Source organism: Streptomyces sp. NPDC033131 (genome assembly GCF_055578365.1).
In genome coordinates this window covers 1-23,066 of record NZ_JBVIPA010000048.1, presented here as the reverse complement: position 1 = coordinate 23,066, position 23,066 = coordinate 1, and the positions used below count along the sequence as shown (strand labels likewise).

Here is a 23,066-nt window from a genome sequence, read left to right as displayed (position 1 = left end):
GTGTTCACGGGGATCGACGAGGTCGACTGGGCCTCACTGCAGCATGCGTACGGCAGTGCGGAGGACGTGCCCGGTTGGCTGCGAGGGCTCGCCTCGGCGGACCCGGCCGAGCGGGCGGACGCGCTGGACCGGATGTACGGCGCGGTGCACCCCCAGGGAGACGTGTACGACTCGACGCTGGCCTGCGTTCCGTTTCTGTTCGCGCTCGCCGGAAATGCGGAGGTGCCGGACCGGGGCGGCATCGTCGAACTCCTGGTGAGCATCGGGCAGGAGAGCGGGGAACGGGGAGCGGGCGGCCCCGCCGCGCCGGCCGGTCGCGCGGTCCGCGCCCGCGCCGAGGTCTTCGCCGGCCTGAGCGGGGACGCCGACGCGGCGGTGCGCGGGGCCGCCGTGGGCGCGGTCGTGCGGTTCGCCGGCGAGCCGGCCCGGGTGCTGGACCTGCTGCGGGAACGGATCACCGTGGAGCGGGACGACCGGGTCCTGATCGCCCTGACGGAGAGCCTGAGCCTGTTCGTACGACGGCACCCCGGTCACTTTGCCGAGGCGCTGGAGCTGCTGGTCGCGCAGAGCGCGGCGCCCTGCGGACCCGCCGTACGGCTCGCCGCGCTCGGCCGGCTGGCGGAATGCGCCCCCGACCGGCTGCCGTCCGACCTGGTCCCCCTCGCCGTCGGGCTGCTCGGTCAGAGGTCAGCGGCGCGCATCTCGCGGCCGGAGGAGGCCGAGGCTCCCGGCCCGGACACGCTCGTCGGCCGGCTGCGTCGGCTGCGGCCCTCGGACGAGGAGGGCTCTCAGTTGGTACGCACCCTCCACAGGGCGCTCGACGACCGGGTCGACGACCGGATCGCCCTCCTGGAAGGGCAGCTGACCTGCCCGGATGCGACCGACCGGTGCAACGCCGTGTGGATGTCGGCGGCGCTGATGCGCGAGTGGCGGGCGGACTGCGCGGGGCTCGTCAGGCTGATCGGGGCTCAACTGGGAGCCGGGCAGGACCGGTTGCGCGATGCCGCGGTGTCCGTCCTCACGGACCTCTGCGAACTGGCCGTCCCCGCCGCCGACGACCTCGCCGCGCTGGTGTCCGACCGTCCTGACCTGTGGGTACGGCGGTGGGGGCAGGAGATGCCGATGCTCGGCGGTCCGCTCAAGGCCCTCGCTCACAGCGGTGATCCGCGGGCGGTGCCGGTGCTGGCCGAGGTGTTGGCCGGGCCGGTCGTGCCCGGTGATCTGGGGCAGACGGTCCGCCATCTGGGGCGGGACGTGGCGCCGCTGGTGAACGTGGTGCGGCGCGGGCTCGCGGAGATACCCCTGGACTCGCCTGAGACGTCCGCCCGTGCCGTGCCACTGCTGTCGGTGCTCGGCGCACTGGGGGACGCCCGCCCGGGTGACCCGTCCGGTGGCGCCCAGGAGGCCTGGCCGGAAGTGCTGCGGCTGGTGCGGGGACCGCTTCTCGGGCCGCGGTCGGGTGACGCCTTCGTCGAGGCCGCACTCCGGACGGTGGGCATGTTCGGGTCCGCCGCGCGGGAGGCGGGGCCGCTGCTGCGGGAGTTGCTGGACACCGGGTACGCGAGCGCGGCGGCGCGTGCGCTGTGGGAGGTGGAGGGGGACGCGTCAGCCGTGCTGCCCGTCCTGCTGGGGGATTTGACGGGCGCGGAGCCTCATCGTCGCCGGTCGGCCGTGGGGGCGCTGTCGCGCATGGGTGCGCAGGCGCGCCCGGCGGTGCCGGCGCTGCGGTCTCTGACACGGTCCGGTCACCCGTGGGAGCGGGCCACGGCCGCGTGTGCCCTGTGGCGGATCGACGGGCACCCCGAAACCGTCCTTCCCACGCTGCGAACGGCCTGGGCGGAGAGCCCGGACACGCGTGGCACGATCGCCGAGTGCCTCGCCGGGACGGGTCCGGCCGGGGCGCCCCTGCGTGACCTGATGGCGGCCGAGCTGGCCGGGCGGCGGCGCCATCTGGCGCTGCCCGGACGCTGTGGCAGTGACGACATCTGGAGGGACGAGCGGTTGCTGAGGCTGTGCCGCGCGGCGCCGGCCCACGGATAGGCAGGCGGGGTGGGCCCTCGCTGTGCCGTGGAGATCATTCACGCCGCGTCGGTGCGCTCGGCCCACCGCCGCAGTGACCGCGCCCGCTCCTCGGCCGTCGCCTGCCGACCCGGACGGACCGCGGCCTCAGCGGCGTCCGGCGCGCCGCACCGTGACAGTGGGGTGCGCCGCTTGGTGGCCGCGTCCTCGGCCCACCGCACCGGGCCGGGCAGTACCTTCCCGGCCTGGCCGGCGAAGAGTGCCCGCGGGCGTCTCACGGGCACGTTGACCCGGTGTCACGGGCACGCGACCCGAGGGGTCAGCCCGTCGTACGCCCCCACAGCGGGCCGAGCAGCGCCCACTCCGCGTCCCACCGCTCCATGCGCCGGCGCTCCAGGCGGCCGCACAGCACCCGTCCGCACACGAAGGGGACACCCCCGGCGCTCACCCCGATCAGGCCGCCGATCACTGCGGCCCGCAACCGCGCCTGGGACTCGGTGGCCGGCTTGGTGACCAGGCGGCCCTCCGGATCCGTCCACACCGTGACCGGGGCCCCGAACGTGCTGCCGGGCGGGACCCGGACCTGGCCCGTGTGCGCGGAGCCGTCCGCCGTGCGCCAGCGCACCTCGGCCCACACCCGCTCGCCGGTCGACGTCTCGGAGGGTGCGTCGGAGGTTCCGGGCGCCTGCTCGGTGAGGTGGGCCGCGACGGGCCGCCACTCGGCGCGCTCCCGGGCCAGTTCGTGCTCGACGGACCAGGTCACCGCCAGGCCCGCGAGTACTCCGGCGAGGGCGGTGAGCACCCAGGCGCCGAGCACCACCCAGGCCTCCAGCACGTCGGCCCCGCGTTTGAGCGGATTGCGCCGCCAGCGCCACAGCCACACCCTCGGACCACGGAACGCCATCGAAGGCATCCTCCTCATCAGCGCCAGAAGTGAGCGCACGAACACGCCGTACCGCACTCGCACTCCCATACGGGAGACGCCCCTTCTATGCTCACGCCAAGTTCCCCGCTCTGCCCGTCCACGGGTCCCCCGACGGGGCGGAATCTGCCCGAACCAAGTCCATGAACCTCCCCGGCGAGCTACCCTCGCCGCGCTGACCTGCGGCGAAGCCTTTCCGGGGGTGACTGTCAGTGGTGGGGTGCAAACTGGCGGGTGTCTGAGACGAAGACGTCGCGGAGGTGACCGGCATGACCGAAGTACTGCTCGCCGTGGGCACACGAAAAGGCCTGTTCATCGGACGCAGGCGGGGTGGCGCCTGGGAGTTCGACGAAAGCCCCTACTTCAACGCGCAGGCCGTGTACTCGGTCGCCATCGACACCCGCGGCGAGCGTCCGCGGCTGCTGGCCGGCGGCGACAGCGCGCACTGGGGACCGTCCGTGTTCCATTCCGACGACCTGGGCCGGACCTGGACCGAGCCGTCGCAGCCGGCCGTCAAGTTCCCGCAGGACACGGACGCTTCGCTGGAGCGCGTCTGGCAGCTGCACCCGGCGGCGGCCGAGCCGGACGTGGTGTACGCGGGCACGGAACCGGCCGCGCTGTACCGCTCCGAGGACCGCGGCGAGAGCTTCGAGCTGGTCCGCCCGCTGTGGGAGCACCCCACGCGGTCCAAGTGGGTGCCGGGCGGCGGCGGTGAGGGTCTGCACACCGTACTCACCGACAAGCGGGATCCGCGCGCGGTGACGGTGGCCGTGTCGACGGCGGGCGTCTTCCGTACGAAGGACGGCGGCGCCAGCTGGGAGCCGTCCAACTCCGGCGTCTCCGCGGTGTTCCTCCCGGACCCGAACCCGGAGTTCGGCCAGTGCGTGCACAAGATCGCCCAGGACGCGGCGACCCCGGACCGGCTGTACCTGCAGAACCACTGGGGGGTGTACCGCAGCGACGACGCGGGCGCGCACTGGACGGACATCGGCGAGGGCCTGCCGTCCACGTTCGGCTTCGCGGTGGCCGCCCATCCCCGCCGCGGCGACACGGCGTACGTGTTCCCGATCACCGCGGACGCGGACCGGGTGCCCGCCGACCGGCGCTGCCGGGTCTTCCGCACGGCCGACGCGGGCAAGAGCTGGGAGCCGCTCACCGCGGGCCTGCCCCAGGAGGACCACTACGGCACGGTCCTGCGGGACGCCATGTGCACGGACGACTCCGACCCGGCGGGCGTGTACTTCGGCAACCGCAACGGCGAGGTGTTCGCGTCGGCGGACGACGGCGACAGCTGGCGGCAGTTGGCCTCGCACCTGCCGGACGTGCTGTGCGTGCGGGCCGCGGTCGTCGGATGAACAGGAGTCGGTTACCGAAGGGCCTTGGCCACTGGTTGATCTCCGCCGCCCGTACGGCAGTAGGGTGACGCCCGTGGCTCCACGACCCCTGCATGAAATCGTCGAACCGGGCTGGGCGCAGGCCCTCGAACCCGTCGCCGGGCGGATCGCCGACATGGGCGACTTCCTGCGCGCGGAGATCGCCGCGGGACGCACCTACCTCCCGGCCGGACCGAACGTCCTGCGGGCCTTCCAGCAGCCCTTCGACGAGGTGAGGGTCCTGATCGTCGGACAGGACCCCTACCCGACGCCGGGACACGCGGTGGGCCTGTCGTTCTCGGTCGCGCCGGACGTCCGTCCGCTGCCCGGCAGCCTGATCAACATCTTCCGCGAGCTGAACACCGACCTGGGGCTGCCGCAGCCGTCCAACGGCGATCTGACGCCGTGGACCCAGCAGGGCGTGCTGCTGCTCAACAGGGCGCTCACCACGGCGCCGCGCAGTCCGGGGGCACACCGCGGGAAGGGCTGGGAGGAGGTCACCGAGCAGGCGATACGCGCCCTGGCGGCGCGCGGCAAGCCGCTCGTGTCGATCCTGTGGGGCCGCGACGCCCGCAATCTGCGTCCGCTGCTCGGCAGCCTGCCGTCGGTGGAGTCCTCGCACCCCTCGCCGATGTCGGCCGACCGCGGCTTCTTCGGTTCCCGCCCCTTCAGCCGGGCCAACGACCTGCTCGTCGGGCTGGGCGGACAGCCGGTGGACTGGCGCCTGCCGTGACCGCAGCGGGGGACGGATTCCTCGCCGTCGACTCCGGCGGCTCCGGCCTCCGCGTCGTCGTCGGTACCCCCGGCCGCGGTCCGCTCGCCCAGCGGGAGTCGCGGGAACCGGTGCGCACGGGTGACCGGGGAATCGATCCCGGGCACTTCATGGAGCAACTGGCGCCCATGGTGCGTGCGCTGACCGCCGAGACGGGCGTCGCCGGGCTCAGCACGGCCGTCGTCGGCGCCGCCGGGCTCGCCACCCTCGGCGAGGCCATGCGCGCCGAACTCCCGAGCGCCCTGGCACGGGAGTTCGGGGCCCGCAGGACCGCCCTCGTCGCCGATGCCGTCACCGCCTACACCGGTGCCCTCGGTCCGCACGCCGGGGCGGTCGTCGCCGCCGGCACCGGACTGATCGCGATCGGCACCGACCTCGCGCGATGGCGTCGCGCGGACGGCTGGGGCCATCTGCTCGGCGACTGCGGCGGCGGCGCCTGGATCGGCCGGGCCGGGCTGGAAGCGGCACTGCGCGCTCACGACGGGCGGGACGGCGGCTCCGTACGGCTGCTGAGGTGTGCCGAGGAGCTGTTCGGCCCGATGCCGGAGCTGCCCGGCAAGCTGTACCCGCGCCCCGACCGCCCCGCCGTCCTCGCCTCGTTCGCGCCCCAGGTGTCCGCGTGCGCCGCCGACGACCCGGTCGCTGCGGACATCCTGCGGTCCGCGGCCCGGCACATGGCCGACTCCGCGGCCGCCGTCTGCCCGTCGGCCGGACAGCCCCGAGTGGCGCTCGCCGGCGGTCTTTTCAAGTTGGGCGCCCCTCTCGTCGTACCGCTGGAGGAGGAGCTTGCGAAGCGGTTGCCGCACGCGCGGCGGGTGGCGGCCGAGGGCGATCCGCTGCACGGCTCGGTGCGTATCGCGACCGACCTGGCCGCGGGTTCGCTCACTCTGCCGGGTGACGAGAGAATGCTGTACGTGGTGACCGTGAAGGGTGATTGATCCCGTGGCGCCACAGGTGTCCGACAAGTAATGCTTCGCTCCCCGGGACTTGTGCCCGGCCGACGCGAAACCCTCTGAACACTTCGGATCCGTACGTAACTCATCAGACAAAACCGGACGGATACCGCTCACCTGCACCCTCCCCGAACAGGGGAGCCCAGGAAGCCAGTAACATGCGACGCCATGAGCTCCCCCACTGGGCCCGCGTCCGGCCTGCCAGTACGAATGCCGCGACCTCGCCAGCCCGGGCGGCACCGCCGACCCGAGCCGCTGGCGGCTCCCGAGGGCGCGCCCGCGCTCGTGCTCGCGGTGCCGGGCACCCCGGGCATCGCCACGCGCAGTCTCGCCGACGAGGTCGTGAGCATCGCGCGCTCCGAGCTGCCCGGTCTGGACGCCCGGATCGGGTACCTCGACGGGGACGACGCGGAGTTCCCCACGCTGCAGGCCGTGCTGGTGCACGCCGCCGAGGAGCGCGCCGCCCGCTACGAGCAGGCCAAGGCCGCCGGTGTGGACGTCCGTGAGCCGGAAGGCCCCGTGGCCGTCGTCGTGCCGCTGCTCGCCGGCCCGGACAGCGCGCTGCTGCGGCGGATCCGCCAGGCCGTGATGGACAGCCGGATCGCGGCCGACCTGACCGACGTGCTGGGCCCGCACCCGCTGCTCGCCGAGGCACTGCACGTGCGCCTGTCGGAGGCCGGTCTGGCCCGCGCCGACCGTGCCCGTCTGTTCACGGTGGCGACCGCCGCGGACGGCATCATCCTGGCCTCGGTGGGCGGTGACGAGGCCGTGCAGGCCGCCGGGATCACCGGCATGCTGCTCGCCGCGCGCCTGGCCGTGCCGGTGATGGCCGCGGCGCTGGACCAGGAGGGCTCGATCGCCTCCGTCGCTGAGCAGCTGCGGTCCTCGGGCTCGCAGCAGCTGGCGCTGGCGCCGTACCTGATAGGGCCGGAGATCGACCCGGGGCTGGTCGCGGAGGCGGCCAGGGAGGCGGACTGCTCCGCCGCCGATCCGCTCGGCCCGTACCCGGCCATCGGCAAGCTGGCCCTGGCGAAGTACACGACCGCGCTGGGCATCGCCCCGCAGCAGCCGCAGGGCGCGCCGGTCCGCTGACGCGCACGGCACGACCGTACGGCGAAGGGCCCGCTCCACACACGGGGAGCGGCCCTCGCCGCGTCCGGGACCGGAGGCGGCCGGTGCCGCGGCGGGCTCCGGCGACGGCCTCGGGCTCAGCCGATGACCACGCAGGACGCCGCGGGGACCTCGACCGAGCCGCCGTGGCACGGCAGACCCGTCTCCGGGTCGACGGCGAACCAGGACACGTCGCCGGAGCGTTCGTTCGCGGCGTACAGGAAGCCGCCAGATGCGGTGATCGCCCGCGGCCAGCGGCCGCCGCAGGGCACCGTGCCGATCAGCCTCAGGCCCCCACCGTCGCCCTCGACGGCGAACGTGGACAGGACGTCCTCGCCCCGGGTGGCGGTCCACACGAAACGGCCGTCGGGTGAGACGGCGATGCCCGACGGGTAGGCGTCCCCGCCCGGGGAGCCGGGCAGGATCGCCGTCTCCACCAGCGGTTTCAGCGTGCCGTCCGCGGCCTCCCAGCAGCAGACGGTGACGGTCGGGGTGAGCTCGTTGACGACGTAGGCGTACGAGCCGTCGGGGTGGAAGGCGAGGTGGCGCGGCCCCGAGCCGGGCCGCAGGGCGGTCTCCCGGTGCAGGACGGGAGCGCCGTCGGTCAGGGTGCACACGCGCACGGAGTCGGTGCCGAGGTCGACGCTGACGGTCCAGCGGCCGCTCGGATCGGGCTGCACCTGGTGCGCGTGCGGGCCCTGCTGGCGGGGCGTGTGCGGGCCCGAGCCGGTGTGCCGGAGCACGCCGGACGGCGCGTCCGCGAGGCTTCCGTCGGGGCGGACGGGCACGGCGGTGACGCTGCCGGATCCGTAGTCGGCGGTCAGGACGTGGCCAGCGTGGACGGTGAGATGGGTGGGCCCGTTGGCGCCGGTCGGCACGGGCCGGCCGGCCGGTTCGGGCTTGTCGCCCCGCACGCGGTACGCGGCCACCGCGCCCTCGGCCGTCTCACTGACCGCGTACAACATGTCCCCGTCCGGCGCCAGGGCCAGGTACGACGGGTCGGGAATGCCGTCCAGGCTGCTCAGGACGGTGAGCGCGCCGGTGGACGCGTCCACGTCCGCCGTCACGATCCCGGGGCCTCCGGCCGCCGTGAAGGACCCGATGAAGGCCCGCTGTCTCCGCCTGCCGCCGACTGCCACCGCGGTCCCCTCTCGGTCCGGTGCCGTTCCGGGTGACGGTAGCAGCCGATCACGCAAGGTCTAGACCAAAAGAGTGGAATTCGCCGGACTGCGCAGGGGCCGGGCCCTCAGGCACCCACCAGCGGCGACCGCGACGGCTTCCGCAGGGGCGCGGCGAGTTCCGCGAGGGCGCGCTCCAGGCCGTGCAGGTGGGCCAGTGCGGGTTCCCCGGCGGGCGGCCGTGGCGCGGGCACCGTGATGTGGTCGCGCGCGCCCGCGCCGAGCCCGTCGCCGACGAGCGCCTCGACCGCGGCCTCGACGCGCCGGCAGGCCGCTGCGAGGCGGGCGTCGTGCGAGGCCTCCGGGTCGGCGGCCACGGCGACCAGGCCCCGGATCTCGCGGGCGCAGTCGTCGAGCAGTGCCAGCACCCGGCGGGCGCGCCGCTTGCGGCCGAGCATCGGGTTGAGCGGGTGGACGAGCGGGGCGACCGACAGCCGTACCCGTCCGAGCAGCTGCTCCAGTTCGGCCACCCGGGACACCGGGTCGGCGCTCGTCGAACCGGCGAGGCGGGTGGCGGCCTCCGCGGTGCACGCGTGGACGCAGCGCAGCGCGCGCTGGATCCAGGCGTCGGTGACGGTGTGGGTGGTGATCGGCAGTACGAAGAGCACCGCCAGCACAGCACACAGCGCGCCGACACCGGTCTCTGCCAGACGGAGCCCGAGCAGGCTGGGGTCCAGCACGCCCAGCAGGCCGTACAGCAGGCTGACCATCACCGTCACTGCCAGCATCATCCATGAATACGACACGGCGGCGGTGTAGAAGATGCCGAAGACACAGACGGCGACCAGGGCGGCCGTCGGCGCGGGCGCGCCATGCAGCGGGACGGCGACCAGCAGGCCGACGGCGATACCGGTCACGGTTCCCACGACCCGGCGGAAACCGCGCACCAGGGTTTCGCCGCGGGAGGCCGTATTGACGAAGATCCACCAGGCCGTACCGACAGCCCAGTACCAGCGCTCTTCGGACAGCAACTGCCCGGCCAGAAGCGCGACGGCCGAGGCAGCGGTGGCCTGGAAGGCCTGCCGGGTGGTGGACCGCGCCAGTCCGCTGCCGGCCAGGGCCGGCGGGGCTGGCGCCGGTGAGGTACCCCGCTCGATGGGCCAGAGCACGAAGCGCGTGGCGCCGGCCGCGAAGAGGGCAAGGCCCACGGCGGTGTACAGCTCGGGCAGCTGAGCGGGAGCCGCGTGCAGGAACTGTGTGATGAAGAAGTTCATGAACGCGAAGATCCCGAGCGCGTGGCCCCGCGGGCCCCAGCGGCGGGCATAGACCCCACAGAAGACGACGGCCAGGAACGCGGCGTCTCGGGCCGGGGTGATGCCGTGCAGTGCGGTGGCAAGCGCCAGTACGGGGAATCCGGCGATGGGAAGCAGGACGGTGGTGATCCGCTGGTCACGGACGGTCGCATCGGTGACCGTGAAGAGGGCGAGCAGTGCCGCGAGGCCTCCGGTGATCGATGCGGTGAGCGACAGCCCGCAGCGTTCGGAAACGGCGACGGCGGCGGCGACACCGATGACCGCGCGGGTCGCGATTCGCAGCCTCGAGCGCCCCGGGTCCGGAGCCACGAACATCCTCTTCACGGCGGTGCGCCGCCCCCTCGCGGTGGTATGCGTCCCGCCCACGGTCGTCCCGGGTGGCGGACAACAAGCAGGCACGACGAAGGCGCCGCGGTCCGGACCCGGCCTCGTCGCCGTCCGGCGCTACGCGGCGCCCCAAGTACATGGATAGGCAAAGACAACCAGCTCGGGACCCAATGGCTCAAGTGCCACCCCATTGACTGTGCCAATGGTTCAGCTTATCGGCCTCGACGTCGGCCGGTGGAAAACCAATGGATCAGACTTCACCCAGGCCGTGGGCAGCACCGGACCTACTCCACCGGAGACGGCGCGCACCCACCGGAGGGGCCCGCACGGCGGCAGCGGGTCTCGCGGCGTCAGCTCGGCCTGAGGATGACCGCCTGACCGCCCGCACTGGTCATCACCATGCTCAGAGTCGTCGAGGAGGTGACCGTCCGGTTGCTGACCACGGTGTCACGGTGGGCGCGGCACGCGGGACGGTTCCCGCCGTTCCGTCCGCGTAGAGGGTGGCGGTGTAGCCGACGCCACTGTCGAGGAAGTCCAGTGGGACCGTCAGGGTGCGGGCGGTCTCGTTGGTCATCGCGCCGAGGCAGGGGGCGGTCAATGGCTGTCATCGGTTCGTCCCAGGGGTCGTGGGTGGTCGGTGCGACGAGGTCGTCAGCTCTGCCGGCGCGTCAGGCGGAGCATGTGCAGGAGAGCGGTTCGAGATCGGCGCGGAGGACGCCGTCGGTGAAGGTGGTCCCGGTGACGGTCGCGGGGTGACGCGGGCGGGCCGGTGCGCGGTGAACGTCGTCTTGGAGCTGCTTCCGCCGATGCCCGGTCCGCGGTCGACAGAGGCTGCGCCGCAGGCGGACAGCCCGGAGGCGCCGAGCGCGGCACTGGTGGATACGACGAGGGTGCGGCGTATGCCGGGAGACGTCATGGGCGACTCGGGCATGGGTGAGGGCCTTTCGTGGGGCACGTACGGCCCATGCGAGGCGGCATGCGGGGGTGCCGCGGGAGCGAAACGTGGAGGAAGGCGGCCGGCGGTGACGCCGGATCGCTCGGCACTGCCGCGAGACGGTCTGGACCGGGTGCGCCCGTCTGCGTGGACGGGCGCCCGTACCGGTGCCAGGAGACCGCGACTGCGACGGTGGTCGCGTCCGCGGTGAGTCGCAGGGGCGGCTCTACTGCCCAGTTGACTCAACGTCAGTCATGGCCGATATCTCACTGTCACTGAAATGACCGATTTCTTGGGCTCTGCTCGGATGTATCGGTTATTTCCATCTAAGGAAACCGGTTGACTGAAACTTTCGCGAACGTTAGGTGGCGTCGCCAGAAGGTGCCAAGAGGTCGGAATGAGTCACCTTCGGCCCGCACCGGCGGACCAGGACCACACCCACCGACCCGGTTGGTCCCACTGCCTCCAACGGGATCAACCGGCCGTGAACTGCAGCGCCGTCCGGAACGCCCTGCTCCGTTGCATAAGTGCCGCCTGGGATGCTGGACCATTGGCACAGCCAGAACGGCTTCGGCTCGTCCACCGGCGGGCCGACGGACGATGCACGAGGAGGCCGGACGCCATGGCCGTGGACGAGCTCGACACCCGTATCCTGCGGTTGCTGTTGGAGCAGCCCCGCACGAGCGTGCGCGAGTACGCCCGCATCCTCGGGGTCGCCCGCGGCACGCTCCAGGCCCGGCTGGACCGTCTGGAGCGGGACGGGGTGATCACCGGGACGGGGCCGTCACTGTCCCCCGCCGCGCTCGGTCACCCGGTGCTCGCGTTCGTGCACATCGAGGTCACCCAGGGCAACCTGGACGACGTGGGCGACGCGCTGGCCGCCGTACCGGAGATCGTCGAGGCCTTCTCGATCACGGGCGGCGGGGATCTGCTGACGCGGGTCGTGGCGCGGGACAACGCGCACCTGGAGGACGTGATCCAGAAGCTGATCGGTCTGCCCGGTGTCGTCCGCACCCGCACCGAGGTGGCCCTGCGCGAACGCGTTCCGCAGCGACTGCTGCCACTGGTGGAGTCGATCGGGCGTGCGGCCAGGAAATGACCTTTGAGATCGTGAAGCCATGAGCAATTTCGGCGGCACTTCGGTCATCTTCGATCTTGACGGAACGCTCGTGGACAGCGAGCCGAACTACTACGAGGCCGGCCGGCAGACCCTGGCCGAGCACGGCGTCCCGGACTTCACCTGGGCGGACCACGAGCGGTACGTCGGCATCAGTACGCAGGAGACCGTCGCCCACTGGAAGGAGCTGTACGGGCTGCGCGCGCCGGTGGAGGAACTTCTGGCCGCCAAGAACCGCCGCTATCTGGAGTTGGCGCGCGCCTCCGCCTCCGCCTACCCGGAGATGCGCACGTTCGTGGAGCTGCTGGCGGGCGAGAACGTCCCGATGGCCGTGGCCTCCGGATCGTCGCCCGAGGCCATCGAGGCCATCCTTGTCGGCACGGGACTGGCCAAGCACCTCCGGACCGTCGTCTCGGCCGACGAGGTCGCGCAGGGCAAGCCCGCCCCGGACGTGTTCCTGGAGGCGGCCGGCCGGCTCGGCGCGGACCCGGCCGACTGCGTGGTCGTGGAGGACGCGGCCCCGGGCGCCGCCGCCGCGCACGCGGCCGGCATGCGCTGCATCGCGATCCCGTACATCGCCGCCCAGGCCGACGACCCTGAGTTCGCCACGGCGGACCTTCTCCTGCGCGGTGGACAGGCGGAGTTCACGGCACGGGCCGCGTACGACTGGCTCGTACGGACGGTTTCGCCGGGGCCGCGGTAGCCGACCGCGGGCCGACGCCTCGGCCGGCGCCCCAGTCCCGCCGCCCACCTCCCCCGTCGCGGCCGGTGTCACCGGCGCTCGCGGGTACCGCGAGGACGGTCACCGTGACCGGCCATGTCTCCCTCCCGGCCGCAGGGCGGGGTACCGATGACTGGGGGTCGCGACGACCCACGCGACCGGCTTCCGGTCGGCCGCGCCGTTGCCCGCCGGAAGGCGACGCTCGGGAGTACGCGCGGCCGGCAGGTGACCGGGGATCCGTGACCGTCACCCGGCTCGGGCCGCCGGGCGCCTGGATTTCGTGGAGAGCGGCCGGAACTGGAAGCTCCCGACCCGTTGACCCTCACCCTCACCATCCCTATCGTCTGGTCGACCATCCGCACGATGTTCGTCATTCCGAACACCCGCATATCGTGGACCCATGGAGGCGCACACATGGCACCGCCCCTCTCCAGACGGCACCTTTTCCAGGCCGCCGCGCTCACCGCGGCGGCCCCCGCGATCTCGTACGCGGCCACCGGCCGGGCAGTCGCCGCAGTTTCGGAGGAACCGTCCGTGTGGACCGTACGGCCGTTCTCGCTCGAGGACGTGAAACTGGGGCAGGGCGTCTTCGCCGACAAGCGGCAGTTGATGCTCGACCACGCCCGTGGCTACGACGTGAACCGGCTGCTCCAGGTCTTTCGCGCCAACGCCGGCCTCGCCACGGGCGGTGCCGTCGCCCCCGGCGGCTGGGAGGGCCTGGACGGTGAAGCCAACGGCAACCTGCGCGGCCACTACCCCGGTCACTTCCTGACCATGCTCGCCCAGGCTTACGCCGGCACCGGCGAGCAGGTGTTCGTCGACAAGACCCTCACCATGGTCGAGGCGCTCACCGAGGTGCGCGAGGCGCTGCGTCACGACCCGGTCGTGCTGAACTCCCCCGGCAGGTTCGGGACTTCGGCGGAGAACGTCCGCGGCTCCTACCAGTACGTCGATCTCCCCGCCGGCGTCCTCGACGGCGCCTCCGCGGTCACCCTCTCCGCCTGGGTGAAGCCGACGCACGACGCCAACTGGACCCGGATCTTCGACTTCGGCAACGACACCACGCGTTACCTGTACCTGGCCGCGCGCAACGCGGGCGGCGTGCCCCGCTTCGCCATCACGACGAGCGGCGCCGGGGGCGAACAGGGCCTCAACGGCACCGCCGCGCTGCCGCTGAACCAGTGGAGCCATCTGGCGGTGACGATCGCGGGCGGCACGGGCACTCTGTACGTCAACGGCACGGCCGTCGCGCAGAACACCTCGATGTCCCTCACCCCGGCGGCCCTGGGCGCCCTCGCCCACCACTGGCTCGGCCGCTCGAACTACTCCGCCGACCCGGTCTTCGCGGGCGCCTTCGACGAGTTCAACGTCTGGTCGCGTGCCCTGACCGCCGCCGAGGTCGGCGAGTTGCAGGGCGGCCGGGCCGCCGAGGTCTCCGCCGGCCGGGGCGACCTCGCCTCGTACGCCTTCGACGAGACCACGGGCTCGGCCTTCGCGGACGCCTCCGGCCGCGGCCTCACCGCCACCCTGCGCCGCACCTGGGGCGGCCCCAGCCATCCCGGGTTCCTGGCGGCGTACCCGGAGACGCAGTTCATCGACCTGGAGTCGAGGACCAGTCCCGACTACACCAAGGTGTGGGCGCCCTACTACACCGCGCACAAGATCCTCAGGGGCCTGCTGGACGCGTACAGCGCCACCGACGACGCGCGGGCACTCGACCTGGCGTCCGGCATGTGCGACTGGATGTACTCCCGGCTGTCCAGGCTGCCCGACGCCACCCTCCAGCGGATGTGGGGCATCTTCTCCAGCGGCGAGTTCGGCGGCATCGTCGAGGCGATCGTCGACCTGCACACGCTCACCGGCAAGGCCGAACACCTCGCGCTGGCCAAGCTGTTCGACCTCGACAAGCTCATCGACGCCTGCGCGGCCGACACCGACATCCTCGACGGGCTGCACGCCAACCAGCACATCCCGATCTTCACCGGGCTGGTCCGGCTGTACGACGCGACAGGCGAGGAGCGTTGTCTCACCGCCGCGAAGAACTTCTGGGACATGGTCGTGCCGGGCCGCATGTACGGCATCGGCGGCACCAGCGCCACGGAGTTCTGGAAGGCCTCCGGGGTGATCGCGGGGACGATCAACTCGACGACCGCCGAGACCTGTTGCGCGTACAACATGCTGAAGCTCAGCCGGATGCTGTTCTTCCACGACCAGTCGCCGAAGTACATGGACTACTACGAGCGGGCGCTCTACAACCAGGTGCTCGGCTCCAAGCAGGACAAGGCCGACGCGGAGAAGCCGCTCGTCACGTACTTCATCGGCCTGACGCCCGGTCATGTGCGGGACTACACGCCCAAGCAGGGCACCACCTGCTGCGAGGGCACCGGCATGGAGAGCGCGACGAAGTACCAGGACTCGGTGTACTTCAAGGAGGCCGACGGCACGGCCCTGTACGTCAACCTCTACAGCCCGTCCACGTTGACCTGGGCGGAGAAGGGCGTCACGGTCACCCAGACCACCGACTACCCGAGGGAACAGGGGACGACGCTGACCATCGGCGGCGGCCGTGCCGCCGCCTTCGAACTCCGGCTGCGTGTGCCGTCCTGGGCGACGGCCGGGTTCCGTGTCACGGTCAACGGGCGTGCGGTGTCCGGTACTCCGACCCCCGGCAGCTACTTCGCCGTGTCCCGGACCTGGCGCAGGGGCGACACCGTGCGCGTCTCCATACCGTTCCGGCTGCGCGTGGAGAAGGCTCTCGACGACCCGTCGTTGCAGACCCTCTTCTACGGTCCGGTCAACCTCGTCGGCCGCAACCCGGCCACGGACCACCTGCCGTTCGGCCTGTACCGCAACGCCGCCCTCTCCGGCGACCTGTTGCCCACCCTCACGCCCGTGAGCGGCAAGCCGCTCCACTACACCCTGGACGGAACCGAGTTCGCCCCGTTCCTCGAGGGCACGGAGGACCCGACGCACGCCTACTTCCGGCGTGCCGAACCGCGCGTGGTCTTCGGCACCGTCGACTCCGGGGTGGCCAACCCCGCCAAGGCGGACGGCACCACGCTGCTGGACGAGATCTGGGCCGCGGCACCGTTCGCGAGCAAGGGCGCGCTGGTGTCCCGGGTGCGGTCCACGGTGGACGCGTGGGTGTCCGCCGGGCTGCTCGCCCGGGCCGACGGCGACACGGTGGTGAGCACGGCGCGCAAGGCGTCCTTCACGGCCTGACGCCCTGCGCGGCAGCGATCAGAAGCTGCCCTACGACCGGCGGCGGGGCTTTCCCCGGCGGGTGCTCTGGGTGCCGGTCGAACCGCGGGCGGCGCCGGATCCGCGCCGGGGCGTCTTGCCCGGGGTCGGCTTTCGGCCGCCGGCCTTCTGGTCCGTCCGCTTGCGCTCGGGGCGGGCCTCGGGCTCCGGCTTGGTGCGGCCCCGGGTGCTGTTGGGTGTCCGGCCGCGGACGATCCCGATGAAGTCCTCGACCAGGTCGGTCGTCGCGTCCTCGGGCCAGGCCAGCGCGACGCCGGACTGGGGGGCGTCCACGAGCGGGCGGTAGGTGAGGTCCTTGCGGTGGTGCAGGCGGGCCAGGGACTGGGGCACCACGAGGAGGCCGATGCCCGCCGCCACGAGTTCGACGGCGTCCTCGGTCGTGGCGGGGCGTTCGAAGGCGGGCTGTCCGGGCGGCTGCTCCCAGTCGAGGACGTCGTCGAGGGGGTGCAGCACGATGTCGTCGGCGAGATCCTCGGCGGAGACCTCGTCGGCCGCCGTCACGACGTGGTCCTTGGGGACCACGACGACCGTCGTCTCCGTGTAGAGGGGGATCGCGCTGAAGACCGTACGGTCGACCGGGAGCCGTACGAGCGCCGCGTCCGCGTCCCCGGCGCGCAACACGTCGGATGCCTCGGCGGCCGCCACGGCGATGAGCTCCAGGCGGACGTCCGGCAGGCGTTCCTGCCAGATCCGCACCCACTTGCCGGGGGTCACTCCAGGGACGTACGCGAGGCGGAACGAGGGGGATGCTGGCGAGCCTGTCACCACGCCAGGCTACCCGCCGTGGTCGGACGCCTCGTGCGCGGTCGATAGTCTGGACACCATGAAGTCGCACCAGAGCACCCAGACGATGAAGCCCGCGACCGCGGCGAAGAAGCTGGGTGTGTACCTCCCGGCCACCCCTCAGGAGTTCCAGGACGGAGTCGTCACCCGCTCCGAGCTGAACGAGCTCCAGACGAACCCGCCCGCGTGGCTGCAGGAGCTGCGAAGCAACGGCCCGCACCCTCGCCCGGTCGTCGCGGCGAAGCTCGGCGTCTCCATCGCCGGCCTGGCGCGCGGCGGGGTCACGGAGCCCCTGACCACCGAGCAGATCGAAGCGCTCAAGAAGGACCGGCCCGAGTGGCTGGAGAAGGAGCGCGCCACCCAGGCCGACGTGCGCAAGGAAGCCGTGCGCATCAAGGAGAAGAAGGCCGATCAGGACCAGCGTTCCTGACTCGAACACCGGTCGAAAACTCCGGTGCGCCGGCGTGCGCCACTCTGCGATCATCCCGGGATGGTCGAGAGTCTGGAACCGCTGGTCGTCCGGCACACCCACCGCCTCCCCTCCCCCGCCGGACCCGCCGGTGCGAGGGACGTCGCGGCGCGGCAGTTCGACGCCGCGCTGATGTCCGTCGGCTTCAAGCTGTCGGCACAGCTGCTGGAGCGCCTGTCGGGGTTGTCCGAGGGCACGGTCGTCGACACCGCCGTACGCACGCTGCGCACGGTCCGCGAGATGGCCGGCGACCACGTCGGGCACAATGTCTACTTCGTCGACTTCCCGGCCAATGTGCCGGACACCTTCGACTTCTGGATGCAGTGCATCACCGAGGCACTCGACGACAGCACGGCGCGGGCCGGCGTCCTGGCGCAGCTGCGCCGGGGTGTGGTCGACCTGCTCACCCTCCCGTCGTACGGCCGCTACCAGCACACGTACGCCGAGATGCTCGCCGCCCACGACGAGCTGATCGCCGCGGCGGGCGACCGGATGACGGTGCTGCACCTCGGCGGCACGCTCGACGACGAGGTCACCGGCCTCTACCTGGCCCTGGCCGGCAGCGCGACTCCCCTGGGCGAGGAGGGTCTGGCAGACCTGAAGGCCCTCGCGGAGCAGTGCGCGAGCGGGCCCCAGCCGGAGGCGATTCCGGTACGGGAGAACCGTGCCGTCGTCAACGAGGCCCGTCTGAAGGTGGGCGCGGATCTGCTGCTGGACACCGTCACCGACGTGCTGCGGCTGGCGTGTGCGCTGTCGGGCGGTGACGTGACCCTTCAGGAGCCCACGCGGTTCCGGTCGCTGTCGCGCCCCGTGCGGCGTGCGCTGCTCGCCGGCCTGGACGCCGTCGTCGCCGCGGCCCCGGCCAAGCTCGCCGACGTCCACGCGCACCGCGAGGAGTTCAAGCGCCTCGGCGAGCGGCTGCACCCGCACGAGTACCCGCGCCGGCCGCAGGCCGCGGAGGTGTTCGCCGTCGCCCGCGGTGAGAAGGAGGCGCGGTCGTTCGACAGCCGGGTCGAGGAGCTGCTCGGCGCGGGTGACGTGGTGGCGGCGGCCGAGTTGCTGAAGTCCGCTCCGGGCAAGCTGTTCCGTGCCCTGGACCACCTGCTGCGCACGGCATCCACGCAGGACGCGCGCGAGTCCGTCGTGGCCGCGGCCGAGGAGGTCGTGTCCAAGGTCTCCAGCCGGGTCGTGCTGTCGGTCCGCGAGCACCTGCACAACCGTGCCGGGGACACCGGCCGGCGACGCGTGTTCGTCAACCGCCTCGGCCGCGCCTGGGTCCACGACGACGACCGCGCACCCCTTCCGGCACCGGAACGCGACCGCCTGATCGCCGCGCTCGACGCCGAACTGCGCCGCCGGCTCCCCGCGCCGGGCCACCTGCTGGTCGACCCCGATGTCCTCGACGTGGCGCTCCCGCTGAGCGGGAAGGCGACCGCGGCGGGCCTCGGCGTGCTCCCGCGCGGCTCGGTCTCCCCGGTCGACGGCGAGCTGCTGCGCTTCTTCGTGTACTGGAAGCAGACCGAGCGCACGACCGACTACGACCTGTCGGCGCTGATGCCGGGCGCCGACTACGAGACGGTCTCCTGGCTGTCGTACACGAACCTCACCGCCGTGGACGGCGAGCACTCCGGTGACATCGTCGAAGCGCCGGACGGGGCCTCGGAGTTCATCGACCTGCGGCTCGGCGCCGTGCGGGGCACGTTCGTCGTGCCGCAGGTCAACCTCTTCTCCGGGGAGGGCTTCGAGGAGGTCGAGGAGTCGTTCTTCGGGTTCATGCTCCGTGACGGCGAGCAGAAGGGCCGGCCGTTCGAGGCGCGTACCGTGCGGATGAAGTCGGAGCTGCGCGGGCCGGGCCGGGTGGCGCTGCCGCTGGCGTTCGTGCGGGGCGAGGACGGCCGGGTGGCGTGCCAAGTGGCTGCACCTGTACCTGAAGGGCACCCCGGAGTCGAACCGGGTCGAGGGCAACCGGGTCTCGGTCGCCACGCTGCTGCGCGGCATCGTCGAGCGCGAGCAGCTGACGGTGCGGTACCTCACGGAGCTGATGGCCGACGGCGCCGCCAACGGCGTGACGGTGTGGGACGGCACGTCGGTGCCGGACGGGCCGGTGACGTACATCGGCCTGGAGCGTCCCGAGGGGCTGCACCCGGACTCCCGGGTCATCACCCTCGAAGATCTGCGCGACGTGATCCCCGGCTGACTGCTGGCGTCGACCACGGCGAGGCCATGAAGGGGCTTCCTTCTCACACTCCTTGAAATAGTCCCTTCGCTTTCCTCGCCCTCGCCCTCGGCGTCAGCGCCGCAAGGCGTTGTTCGTACGACGGCCCGGGTGCGCGGATCAGCGCGCCAGGGCCGTTCGTGCGTGTGAGAGGGCCTGTTCGGCGTAGCCGCGGCCGAAGAGCACGGTGTGCACGAGCAGCGGGAAGAGCTGGTGCAGGCCGATGCGGTCCGCCCAGCCGTCGACGAGTGGCGCCGCCCGCCGGTAGCCGTCCAGCACCTGGTCCAGGTGGGGGCAGCCGAAGAGGTGGAGCATCGCCAGGTCGGTCTCACGGTGGCCGCCGTGCGCGGCCGGGTCGATCAGATGGACCTCGTCGTCGGCGCCCCACAGGACGTTGCCGCTCCACAGGTCGCCGTGCAGCCGGGCGGGCGGTTCCGCCGGGCCCGCCAGTTCGGGCAGGCGCGCACAGACCTCTTCGATCACGGTGGCCTCGGCGGGGCGCAGGATGCCGTCGTCGACCGCGCGACGCAGGTAGGGCAGCACCCGGTGCTCGGCGTACCAGGCCGGCCAGTCGCTGCCGTCGGCGTTGCGCATCGGGGCGCGTCCGATGTACGCGTCCCTCGGGCCGCCGGGCGGCGGGGCGCCGAACGCGGGTGCCCCGGCGGCGTGCAGGGCGGCGAGGTCCCGGCCGAACCGGAGCGCCGCGCCGCCCGTGGGCCGGCCCTGCGGGACCCGGTCGATGACCAGACGACGCCCGTCGTGGCCGTGGACGGCCGGGACACGGACCGTCCCCGCCTCGGCGAGCCAGCGCAGTCCGGCCGCCTCGGCCTCGACGGCACCGGGCCCCTCTCCCGGCTTGACCACGACCACCGGCCCGCCGTCGAGGGTGACTTCGGCGAGCGTCCCGGACAGCGGGCGCACCGCGGTGACCGAGCGCCCGGTCAGGCGCGCCGCCACTGCACCCGGCCCTTCGCGTGTCATGTCGTACCGAACCGTTCCTCGTCCGCTTCCACCGCACGCAGCACGCCCGAAACGGTAGGCCGCCGGCCCGCCCGTGACAACGCGTCCTCGGTGGAAAGCGGCTCACAGGGCCGTCACCCGAGTGTGTGTGACGCTGGTGAAATGTTTCAGCTTCTCATTGACATCTGGGTGAAACGATTCGTAGCTTGGGCGATCATTTAGATTCGTGAAGCACGTTCACGGATATGAACGGAGAGTGTCCATGGGCGATCGCCGACGAAGTCGCCGCCTGGCCGCCGCGCTGACCGCCGGGGGATTGCTGTTCGGAACGGCCGCCTGCGGCTCCGGTTCCGACAGCGCCGGGGGCGGCGACCCGAACACGCTGGAGGTGTGGACCCGGAGCAATCCGGATTCCGCCGCGACCTACGACCGTGTCTTCGCCGCCTTCACCAAGAAGACCGGCATCAAGATCGACTATCAGCCGGTCGTCAACTTCGACCAGCAGCTGCAGAGCCGGGCGTCCACCAAGGACCTGCCCGACGTCATGATCAACGACACGGCTCTGATGGGCAGTTACCAGAGCCAAGGGCTGCTCGAGCCCATCACCCCGGACACGATCGCGGGCCACGACCAGATCACCGACAAGTCCTGGTCCTCCACCGTGGGCGTCGACGGCAGGCACTACGGCATCCCGTACTCCCGCCAGGCCCAGACCCTGATGATCCGCAAGGACTGGCTGCGCAAGCTCGGTCTCGACGCGCCCACGACCTGGCAGGAGATGCTGCAGGTCGCCAAGGCCTTCGCCACCGGGGACCCGGACGGCGACGGCAGGGCCGACACGTTCTTCAACGGCCTGCCCACCGCCGAGATGACCGCGCCCGCCTACCGCGGCATCGGCGTCGAGCTGTACTCCTCCGCCGTGTTCGCCTTCGCCCCCGAGATCGCCCTGGCCTTCCACCGGGCGCTCGCCGAGAACGACGAAGAGCTGGTCAACACGCTGCTCGACGAGTTCTACGGCCCACTGGTCGAGCTCCGGGACGAGGTCCCCGGATACGCCGTGGCACTGGTCAAGGCCGGGGTGACACTGCGCGGCCTGGACGTGGGCGGCGTAAGGGCGCCCCTCGTCGATCCGGCGCCGGAGCACGTCGCCCGGCTGGCGAAACTCATCGACCGCGGTCTGGAGGTGGCCGGCGCATGAGCAGGTCCGGTGACACGAGGATCCGTGAGCTGATCGTCACCCCGATCGCCTTCCGCGACCCGCCGCTGCTCAACTCCAACGGCGTCCACGAGCCCCTCGCCCTGCGGGTGATCCTGCAACTCGTCCTGGAGGACGGCACGGTGGGTCTCGGCGAGTCGCCGGGCGGCACGGCCCGCCTGGAGCGGCTCCAGGCGGCGGCGAAGGTGGTCGTCGGCATGGACGTCTTCGACACGACGGCCGTCGCGGCCGCTGTCGACGCGGCCCTGCTGCCGACCGTGCCGAGCTCTCACGAGCGCGGCTGGACCACCTCCGCGGTGGAGGTCGCCTGCCTCGACGCGCAGGGCAGGCTGCTGGGGCGCCCGGTCGTCGACCTGCTCGGCGGCGCGGTGCGGGACTCCGTGCCGTTCGCGGCGTACCTCTTCTACAAGTGGGCCGAACACCCGGCGCTCGACGGCCGCGCGGCCGTCGGCGACGACTGGGGCGAGGCGCTGGACCCGGCCGGCATCGTCGAGCAGGCCCGGCTGATGCGACAGCGGTACGGCTTCAGCTCGTTCAAGCTGAAGGGCGGGGTCTTCGCCCCGGACGAGGAGATCGCCGCGATCAAGGCGCTGGCGGAGGCGTTCCCCGGACAGCCGCTGCGCCTGGACCCCAACACCGCCTGGACGGTCGAGACGTCGGCGTACGTGGCCCGTGAACTGGACGGAGTCCTGGAGTACTTGGAGGACCCGACCAGGGGCATCCCCGGTATGGCGGCGGTCGCGCGGGACGTGCCGATGCCGCTCGCGACCAACATGTGCGTGATCGCCTGGGAACACCTGAGGCCGGCGGTCGAGCAGGACGCGATCCAGGTCCTGCTCACCGATCACCACTACTGGGGCGGACTGCGCCGCACCCGTGAACTGGCCGCGGTCTGCGAGGCGTTCGGGCTCGCGCTGTCCATGCACTCCAACTCGCACCTGGGCATCAGCCTCGCCGCGATGACCCATGTGGCCGCGGCCATCCCGAACCTCGACCACTCCTGCGACACGCACTACCCGTGGAACTCGGCCGACGACATGATCGTCCCGGGTGCGCTGGAGCTGCGCGACGGCGCGGTCGAGGTGCCGACCGGGCCCGGTCTCGGCGTGGAACTCGACCACGACGCCCTCGACCGGCTGCACCGGCTGTACGTGGACTCCGGCGTGCGTACGCGGGACGACACCGGCTACATGCGGCGGTTCCGGCCGGAGTACGAGCTCAAGCTGCCGCGTTGGTGACGACTGGGCGATGACGTGGCCGGGCGTGCCGGCCTCAGGGGCGCGGGGAACTGCGCGACCAGCCCCCACGCACCCGCACCCGGCACGCCACCGCAACCCGCCCCTCACTGCCCGTGCGCGCCCCGCGGCCGTCAGGCGGTGCCCAGAGCCGTGCGCAGGGTGCTGACGGCCTGGTTGATGGCGGCCTCGGCGGCGTGGGTCTCGCGCAGGGCGTTGAGCATCACGAAGTCGTGGATGATGCCCTG

The 23,066-nt window shown here is 72.4% G+C and carries 18 protein-coding genes and 2 pseudogenes; 12 read left to right on the top strand and 8 right to left on the bottom strand.

Annotation, left to right across the window (positions count from 1 at the left end; genetic code table 11):
• Positions 1-2,040 (top strand): HEAT repeat domain-containing protein, encoded by a 2,040-nt coding sequence (locus ACZ5XS_RS38920; protein WP_468659536.1) that lies wholly within the window; start codon positions 1-3, stop codon positions 2,038-2,040.
• A gap of 38 nt (positions 2,041-2,078) precedes the next feature.
• Here ACZ5XS_RS38920 and ACZ5XS_RS38915 read toward each other — a convergent pair whose 3' ends face one another.
• Together ACZ5XS_RS38915 and ACZ5XS_RS38910 are read right to left on the bottom strand one after the other, a co-directional pair.
• The gene (locus ACZ5XS_RS38915; RefSeq protein ID WP_468659535.1) at positions 2,079-2,303 is read right to left on the bottom strand and encodes a hypothetical protein; all 225 of its coding nucleotides are present in this window, start codon (positions 2,301-2,303) and stop codon (positions 2,079-2,081) included.
• A gap of 35 nt (positions 2,304-2,338) precedes the next feature.
• Positions 2,339-2,923, bottom strand: coding sequence for an Rv1733c family protein (locus ACZ5XS_RS38910; RefSeq protein ID WP_468659533.1), 585 nt, complete (start codon positions 2,921-2,923; stop codon positions 2,339-2,341).
• A 287-nt stretch (positions 2,924-3,210) separates the two neighbouring features.
• On the opposite strand from ACZ5XS_RS38910, the gene ACZ5XS_RS38905 reads away from it, so the two are divergent.
• From ACZ5XS_RS38905 to ACZ5XS_RS38890, 4 genes are all read left to right on the top strand, one after another.
• Complete coding sequence (locus tag ACZ5XS_RS38905; protein ID WP_468659531.1) at positions 3,211-4,296, top strand: WD40/YVTN/BNR-like repeat-containing protein; 1,086 nt, start codon at positions 3,211-3,213, stop codon at positions 4,294-4,296.
• A 73-nt stretch (positions 4,297-4,369) separates the two neighbouring features.
• The gene (locus ACZ5XS_RS38900; protein ID WP_383870202.1) at positions 4,370-5,047 is read left to right on the top strand and encodes a uracil-DNA glycosylase; all 678 of its coding nucleotides are present in this window, start codon (positions 4,370-4,372) and stop codon (positions 5,045-5,047) included.
• Positions 5,044-6,024 carry an N-acetylglucosamine kinase gene (locus tag ACZ5XS_RS38895; RefSeq protein WP_468659529.1) on the top strand — a complete coding sequence of 327 codons (981 nt, stop codon included), beginning with the start codon at positions 5,044-5,046 and terminating at the stop codon, positions 6,022-6,024. The genes ACZ5XS_RS38900 and ACZ5XS_RS38895 overlap by 4 nt, the downstream gene beginning before the upstream one ends.
• Positions 6,025-6,207: 183 nt before the next feature.
• Entirely contained in the window at positions 6,208-7,131 is a 924-nt protein-coding gene (locus ACZ5XS_RS38890) for a sirohydrochlorin chelatase (RefSeq protein ID WP_468659527.1), read from the top strand.
• Positions 7,132-7,247: 116 nt separating this feature from the next.
• On the opposite strand, the gene ACZ5XS_RS38885 is transcribed toward ACZ5XS_RS38890, so the two are convergent.
• From ACZ5XS_RS38885 to ACZ5XS_RS38875, 3 genes are all read right to left on the bottom strand, one after another.
• Positions 7,248-8,288: a lactonase family protein gene (locus tag ACZ5XS_RS38885; protein ID WP_468659525.1), complete on the bottom strand. Its 1,041-nt coding sequence runs from the start codon at positions 8,286-8,288 to the stop codon at positions 7,248-7,250.
• A gap of 107 nt (positions 8,289-8,395) precedes the next feature.
• The gene (locus ACZ5XS_RS38880) at positions 8,396-9,895 is read right to left on the bottom strand and encodes an FUSC family protein (protein ID WP_468659523.1); all 1,500 of its coding nucleotides are present in this window, start codon (positions 9,893-9,895) and stop codon (positions 8,396-8,398) included.
• 415 nt (positions 9,896-10,310) lie between these two features.
• Entirely contained in the window at positions 10,311-10,481 is a 171-nt protein-coding gene (locus tag ACZ5XS_RS38875; RefSeq protein ID WP_468659521.1) for a glycoside hydrolase family 97 C-terminal domain-containing protein, read from the bottom strand.
• Between the two features lie 982 nt (positions 10,482-11,463).
• Here ACZ5XS_RS38875 and ACZ5XS_RS38870 point away from each other — a divergent pair.
• From ACZ5XS_RS38870 to ACZ5XS_RS38860, 3 genes are all read left to right on the top strand, one after another.
• On the top strand, positions 11,464-11,940 hold the full coding sequence (locus tag ACZ5XS_RS38870) for an Lrp/AsnC family transcriptional regulator (RefSeq protein WP_468659519.1): 477 nt from the start codon (positions 11,464-11,466) through the stop codon (positions 11,938-11,940).
• Between the two features lie 19 nt (positions 11,941-11,959).
• Positions 11,960-12,661 (top strand): HAD family hydrolase, encoded by a 702-nt coding sequence (locus ACZ5XS_RS38865; protein ID WP_468659517.1) that lies wholly within the window; start codon positions 11,960-11,962, stop codon positions 12,659-12,661.
• 432 nt (positions 12,662-13,093) lie between these two features.
• Positions 13,094-15,901, top strand: a complete 2,808-nt coding sequence (locus ACZ5XS_RS38860) for a beta-L-arabinofuranosidase domain-containing protein (protein WP_468659515.1) — start codon at positions 13,094-13,096, stop codon at positions 15,899-15,901.
• Positions 15,902-15,931: 30 nt separating this feature from the next.
• Here the strand turns inward: ACZ5XS_RS38860 and ACZ5XS_RS38855 are convergent, their stop codons facing one another.
• On the bottom strand, positions 15,932-16,705 hold the full coding sequence (locus ACZ5XS_RS38855) for a LysR family transcriptional regulator substrate-binding protein (RefSeq protein ID WP_468659513.1): 774 nt from the start codon (positions 16,703-16,705) through the stop codon (positions 15,932-15,934).
• 58 nt (positions 16,706-16,763) lie between these two features.
• On the opposite strand from ACZ5XS_RS38855, the gene ACZ5XS_RS38850 reads away from it, so the two are divergent.
• Both ACZ5XS_RS38850 and ACZ5XS_RS38845 read left to right on the top strand, forming a co-directional pair.
• Positions 16,764-17,153: a DUF5997 family protein gene (locus ACZ5XS_RS38850; RefSeq protein ID WP_217238298.1), complete on the top strand. Its 390-nt coding sequence runs from the start codon at positions 16,764-16,766 to the stop codon at positions 17,151-17,153.
• Positions 17,154-17,213: 60 nt separating this feature from the next.
• A pseudogene (locus tag ACZ5XS_RS38845) lies at positions 17,214-19,389 on the top strand (TerD family protein).
• A gap of 138 nt (positions 19,390-19,527) precedes the next feature.
• Here the strand turns inward: ACZ5XS_RS38845 and ACZ5XS_RS38840 are convergent.
• Positions 19,528-20,388: a fructosamine kinase family protein gene (locus ACZ5XS_RS38840; protein ID WP_468659511.1), complete on the bottom strand. Its 861-nt coding sequence runs from the start codon at positions 20,386-20,388 to the stop codon at positions 19,528-19,530.
• 241 nt (positions 20,389-20,629) lie between these two features.
• Here ACZ5XS_RS38840 and ACZ5XS_RS38835 point away from each other — a divergent pair, with 241 nt between their 5' ends.
• Complete coding sequence (locus ACZ5XS_RS38835) at positions 20,630-21,565, top strand: extracellular solute-binding protein (protein WP_468659509.1); 936 nt, start codon at positions 20,630-20,632, stop codon at positions 21,563-21,565.
• Positions 21,562-22,821 carry a glucarate dehydratase family protein gene (locus ACZ5XS_RS38830; protein WP_468659507.1) on the top strand — a complete coding sequence of 420 codons (1,260 nt, stop codon included), beginning with the start codon at positions 21,562-21,564 and terminating at the stop codon, positions 22,819-22,821. The genes ACZ5XS_RS38835 and ACZ5XS_RS38830 overlap by 4 nt, the downstream gene beginning before the upstream one ends.
• Before the next feature lie 131 nt (positions 22,822-22,952).
• On the opposite strand, the pseudogene ACZ5XS_RS38825 reads toward ACZ5XS_RS38830, so the two are convergent.
• Positions 22,953-23,066, bottom strand: a pseudogene (locus ACZ5XS_RS38825) (esterase); the annotation flags it as partial.